The following is a 277-nucleotide window of genomic DNA, read 5'->3' as shown; positions in this document are numbered from 1 at the left end:
CACCAGATATTCCAGATTGACGATTAGTGGCAACCTGCCTTGATCTAATAGAGGGATTTTCTGAATCATAAGCGTCCTGCCTAATTTCTTTATGAGAAATATCTACATCGGCGGTTACAGCTACCTTCACATTACCAACACCAACAAAAGACTCGATAATACGGGTGATTTTTTCGGATTTAGTGCTTTCTAAGCCAGCCACGTAGTCTATTTGCTTAGATGAAATAAACGAGTCGTTATCTGATTTATTTAACTGATTGCCATAAGTGTCTACAAC

The 277-nt window shown here is 38.6% G+C and carries 1 protein-coding gene; it reads right to left on the bottom strand.

What is annotated here, in order from left to right:
* Positions 1-202: flagellar M-ring protein FliF C-terminal domain-containing protein (locus Q4528_RS13730; RefSeq protein ID WP_303522116.1), on the bottom strand; the 202-nt coding region annotated here is incomplete at its 3' end.
* Positions 203-277: the final 75 nt, after the last annotated feature.

Origin of the sequence: Staphylococcus pasteuri (assembly GCF_030547725.1) — a bacterium.
Taxonomy (GTDB): domain Bacteria; phylum Bacillota; class Bacilli; order Staphylococcales; family Staphylococcaceae; genus Staphylococcus; species Staphylococcus pasteuri.
The sequence above is the reverse complement of the archived record's forward strand: the minus strand, read 5'-3'. Positions and strand labels throughout refer to the sequence as shown.